Annotated in this window: 1 tRNA gene and 3 rRNA genes; all 4 read left to right on the top strand. The window is 50.1% G+C overall.

From position 1 onward, the window contains the following. Nucleotides 1-188 precede the first annotated feature (188 nt). Nucleotides 189-1,736 (top strand): 16S ribosomal RNA (locus HMPREF9380_RS00050). A gap of 64 nt (nucleotides 1,737-1,800) precedes the next feature. Beyond that, nucleotides 1,801-1,873, top strand: a tRNA-Ala gene (locus HMPREF9380_RS00055). A gap of 126 nt (nucleotides 1,874-1,999) precedes the next feature. Next, nucleotides 2,000-4,900: ribosomal RNA gene (locus HMPREF9380_RS00060) — 23S ribosomal RNA — on the top strand. A 116-nt stretch (nucleotides 4,901-5,016) separates the two neighbouring features. Continuing rightward, nucleotides 5,017-5,132: ribosomal RNA gene (gene rrf / locus HMPREF9380_RS00065) — 5S ribosomal RNA — on the top strand. Together the 16S, 23S and 5S rRNA genes with 1 tRNA gene alongside form the textbook arrangement of a ribosomal RNA operon.

Below are 5,132 nucleotides of genomic sequence, written 5' to 3'. Positions count from 1 at the left end.
AAAGATTAAAAAAGGTATTGACAGGAGGGTGGTATAGGTGATATACTAATATAGTTGTCGCGAAAGACAAAGCCCTTTGAAAACTGAACAAGACGAACCAAGTGCAGGGTGACATAGAGATATGTAACCTGTCAAAAAACGAGAAAATAAATCTGTCAGTGGACAGTAATGAGTGCGAACTCAAACTTTTTAATGAGAGTTTGATCCTGGCTCAGGACGAACGCTGGCGGCGTGCCTAATACATGCAAGTAGAACGCTGAAGAGAGGAGCTTGCTCTTCTTGGATGAGTTGCGAACGGGTGAGTAACGCGTAGGTAACCTGCCTGGTAGCGGGGGATAACTATTGGAAACGATAGCTAATACCGCATAAAATTGATTATTGCATGATAATTAATTGAAAGATGCAACTGCATCACTACCAGATGGACCTGCGTTGTATTAGCTAGTTGGTGAGGTAACGGCTCACCAAGGCGACGATACATAGCCGACCTGAGAGGGTGATCGGCCACACTGGGACTGAGACACGGCCCAGACTCCTACGGGAGGCAGCAGTAGGGAATCTTCGGCAATGGGGGGAACCCTGACCGAGCAACGCCGCGTGAGTGAAGAAGGTTTTCGGATCGTAAAGCTCTGTTGTAAGAGAAGAACGGGTGTGAGAGTGGAAAGTTCACACTGTGACGGTATCTTACCAGAAAGGGACGGCTAACTACGTGCCAGCAGCCGCGGTAATACGTAGGTCCCGAGCGTTGTCCGGATTTATTGGGCGTAAAGCGAGCGCAGGCGGTTAGATAAGTCTGAAGTTAAAGGCTGTGGCTTAACCATAGTATGCTTTGGAAACTGTTTAACTTGAGTGCAGAAGGGGAGAGTGGAATTCCATGTGTAGCGGTGAAATGCGTAGATATATGGAGGAACACCGGTGGCGAAAGCGGCTCTCTGGTCTGTAACTGACGCTGAGGCTCGAAAGCGTGGGGAGCAAACAGGATTAGATACCCTGGTAGTCCACGCCGTAAACGATGAGTGCTAGGTGTTAGGCCCTTTCCGGGGCTTAGTGCCGCAGCTAACGCATTAAGCACTCCGCCTGGGGAGTACGACCGCAAGGTTGAAACTCAAAGGAATTGACGGGGGCCCGCACAAGCGGTGGAGCATGTGGTTTAATTCGAAGCAACGCGAAGAACCTTACCAGGTCTTGACATCCCTCTGACCGCTCTAGAGATAGAGTTTTCCTTCGGGACAGAGGTGACAGGTGGTGCATGGTTGTCGTCAGCTCGTGTCGTGAGATGTTGGGTTAAGTCCCGCAACGAGCGCAACCCCTATTGTTAGTTGCCATCATTCAGTTGGGCACTCTAGCGAGACTGCCGGTAATAAACCGGAGAAAGGTGGGGATGACGTCAAATCATCATGCCCCTTATGACCTGGGCTACACACGTGCTACAATGGCTGGTACAACGAGTCGCAAGCCGGTGACGGCAAGCTAATCTCTGAAAGCCAGTCTCAGTTCGGATTGTAGGCTGCAACTCGCCTACATGAAGTCGGAATCGCTAGTAATCGCGGATCAGCACGCCGCGGTGAATACGTTCCCGGGCCTTGTACACACCGCCCGTCACACCACGAGAGTTTGTAACACCCGAAGTCGGTGAGGTAACCGTAAGGAGCCAGCCGCCTAAGGTGGGATAGATGATTGGGGTGAAGTCGTAACAAGGTAGCCGTATCGGAAGGTGCGGCTGGATCACCTCCTTTCTAAGGAGTCCGTAAGGACACACGGAATGCACTTGAGTCTTGTTTAGTTTTGAGAGGGCTATGTGGGGCCTTAGCTCAGCTGGGAGAGCGCCTGCTTTGCACGCAGGAGGTCAGCGGTTCGATCCCGCTAGGCTCCATTATCTAGTTTGGCTAGATAAAGAACTTGTCCATTGAAAATTGAATACCGATATCAAATAGTAACAAGAAAATAAACCGAAAACGCTGTGAAAATTAATGAGTTTAAGACTGAAAGGTCAAAATAAGGTTAAGTTAGTAAGGGCGCACGGTGGATGCCTTGGCACTAGGAGCCGAAGAAGGACGTGACAAACGACGAAATGCCTCGGGGAGCTGTAAGTAAGCACTTGATCCGGGGATGTCCGAATGGGGGAACCCAACAGGTTGATGCCTGTTACCCATTTCTGTTAAGGAAATGAGGAGGAAGACGCAGTGAACTGAAACATCTAAGTAGCTGCAGGAAGAGAAAGCAAAAGCGATTGCCTTAGTAGCGGCGAGCGAAGAGGCAGGAGGGCAAACCGAAGAGTTTACTCTTCGGGGTTGTAGGACTGCAATGTGGACTCAGAATTTATAGAAGAATGACTTGGGAAAGTCAGCCAAAGAGAGTAAGAGCCTCGTATTTTAAATAGATTCTGTACCTAGCAGTATCCTGAGTACGGCGGGACACGTGAAATCCCGTCGGAATCTGGGAGGACCATCTCCCAACCCTAAATACTCCCTAGTGACCGATAGTGAACCAGTACCGTGAGGGAAAGGTGAAAAGCACCCCGGGAGGGGAGTGAAATAGAACCTGAAACCGTGTGCCTACAACAAGTTCGAGCCCGTTAATGGGTGAGAGCGTGCCTTTTGTAGAATGAACCGGCGAGTTACGTTATGATGCGAGGTTAAGTTGAAGAGACGGAGCCGTAGGGAAACCGAGTCTGAATAGGGCGCTTTAGTATCATGATGTAGACCCGAAACCATGTGACCTACCCATGAGCAGGTTGAAGGTGCGGTAAAACGCACTGGAGGACCGAACCAGGGCACGTTGAAAAGTGCTTGGATGACTTGTGGGTAGCGGAGAAATTCCAAACGAACTTGGAGATAGCTGGTTCTCTCCGAAATAGCTTTAGGGCTAGCGTCGACATAAAGATTCTTGGAGGTAGAGCACTGTTTGGGTGAGGGGTCCATCCCGGATTACCAATCTCAGATAAACTCCGAATGCCAATGAATTATGGTCGGCAGTCAGACTGCGAGTGCTAAGATCCGTAGTCGAAAGGGAAACAGCCCAGACCACCAGCTAAGGTCCCAAAATAATTGTTAAGTGGAAAAGGATGTGGGGTTGCACAGACAACTAGGATGTTAGCTTAGAAGCAGCTATTCATTCAAAGAGTGCGTAATAGCTCACTAGTCGAGTGACCCTGCGCCGAAAATGTACCGGGGCTAAAACAATTTACCGAAGCTGTGGATACCTTTTATAGGTATGGTAGGAGAGCGTTCTATGTGTGGAGAAGGTGTACCGTGAGGAGCGCTGGAACGCATAGAAGTGAGAATGCCGGTATGAGTAGCGCAAGACAGGTGAGAATCCTGTCCACCGTAAGACTAAGGTTTCCAGGGGAAGGCTCGTCCGCCCTGGGTTAGTCGGGACCTAAGGAGAGACCGAAAGGTGTATCCGATGGCCAACAGGTTGAGATTCCTGTACTAGAGTATGAAGTGATGGAGGGACGCAGTAGGCTAACTCGTGCGTACGATTGGATGTACGTCTAAGCAGTGAGGCGTGGTATGAGTCAAATGCTTATACCTCTAACGTTGAGCTGTGATGGGGAGCGAAGTTTAGTAGCGAGTGAGTGATGTCACACTGCCAAGAAAAGCTTCTAGCGTTGTATCATACTCTACCCGTACCGCAAACCGACACAGGTAGTCGAGGCGAGTAGCCTCAGGTGAGCGAGAGAACTCTCGTTAAGGAACTCGGCAAAATGACCCCGTAACTTCGGGAGAAGGGGTGCTGACTTTGGTCAGCCGCAGTGAATAGGCCCAAGCAACTGTTTATCAAAAACACAGCTCTCTGCTAAATCGTAAGATGATGTATAGGGGGTGACGCCTGCCCGGTGCTGGAAGGTTAAGAGGAGTGCTTAGCGGTAACGCGAAGGTATGAATTGAAGCCCCAGTAAACGGCGGCCGTAACTATAACGGTCCTAAGGTAGCGAAATTCCTTGTCGGGTAAGTTCCGACCCGCACGAAAGGCGTAATGATTTGGGCACTGTCTCAACGAGAGACTCGGTGAAATTTTAGTACCTGTGAAGATGCAGGTTACCCGCGACAGGACGGAAAGACCCCATGGAGCTTTACTGCAGTTTGATATTGAGTGTCTGTGCCACATGTACAGGATAGGTAGGAGCCTATGAAATCGGGACGCCAGTTTCGATGGAGGCGTTGTTGGGATACTACCCTTGTGTTATGGCCACTCTAACCCGGTAGGTTTATCATCTACGGAGACAGTGTCTGACGGGCAGTTTGACTGGGGCGGTCGCCTCCTAAAAGGTAACGGAGGCGCCCAAAGGTTCCCTCAGACTGGTTGGAAATCAGTCGCAGAGTGTAAAGGTATAAGGGAGCTTGACTGCGAGAGCTACAACTCGAGCAGGGACGAAAGTCGGGCTTAGTGATCCGGTGGTTCCGTATGGAAGGGCCATCGCTCAACGGATAAAAGCTACCCTGGGGATAACAGGCTTATCTCCCCCAAGAGTTCACATCGACGGGGAGGTTTGGCACCTCGATGTCGGCTCGTCGCATCCTGGGGCTGTAGTCGGTCCCAAGGGTTGGGCTGTTCGCCCATTAAAGCGGCACGCGAGCTGGGTTCAGAACGTCGTGAGACAGTTCGGTCCCTATCCGTCGCGGGCGTAGGAAATTTGAGAGGATCTGCTCCTAGTACGAGAGGACCAGAGTGGACTTACCGCTGGTGTACCAGTTGTTCTGCCAAGAGCATCGCTGGGTAGCTATGTAGGGAAGGGATAAACGCTGAAAGCATCTAAGTGTGAAACCCACCTCAAGATGAGATTTCCCATAACGCAAGTTAGTAAGAGCCCTGAGAGAAGATCAGGTTGATAGGTTAGAAGTGGAAGTGTGGTGACACATGGAGCGGACTAATACTAATCGCTCGAGGACTTATCCTAGAATAAGAAATTCATCAGAGTGCAGCGAATGGTTTAGAGAAATGTGAGATTTGATATTGTATTCAATTTTGAGTTGACAAGGCTTGTCTGAGAGGACAGGACAGTTAATTCAATAGTTAAGTGACGATAGCCTAGGAGATACACCTGTACCCATGCCGAACACAGCAGTTAAGCCCTAGAACGCCGGAAGTAGTTGGGGGTTGCCCCCTGTGAGATATGGTAGTCGCTTAGC

This window comes from Streptococcus sanguinis SK49, assembly GCF_000212815.1.
Classification (GTDB): domain Bacteria; phylum Bacillota; class Bacilli; order Lactobacillales; family Streptococcaceae; genus Streptococcus; species Streptococcus sanguinis_C.
The sequence above is the reverse complement of the archived record's forward strand: the minus strand, read 5'-3'. Positions and strand labels throughout refer to the sequence as shown.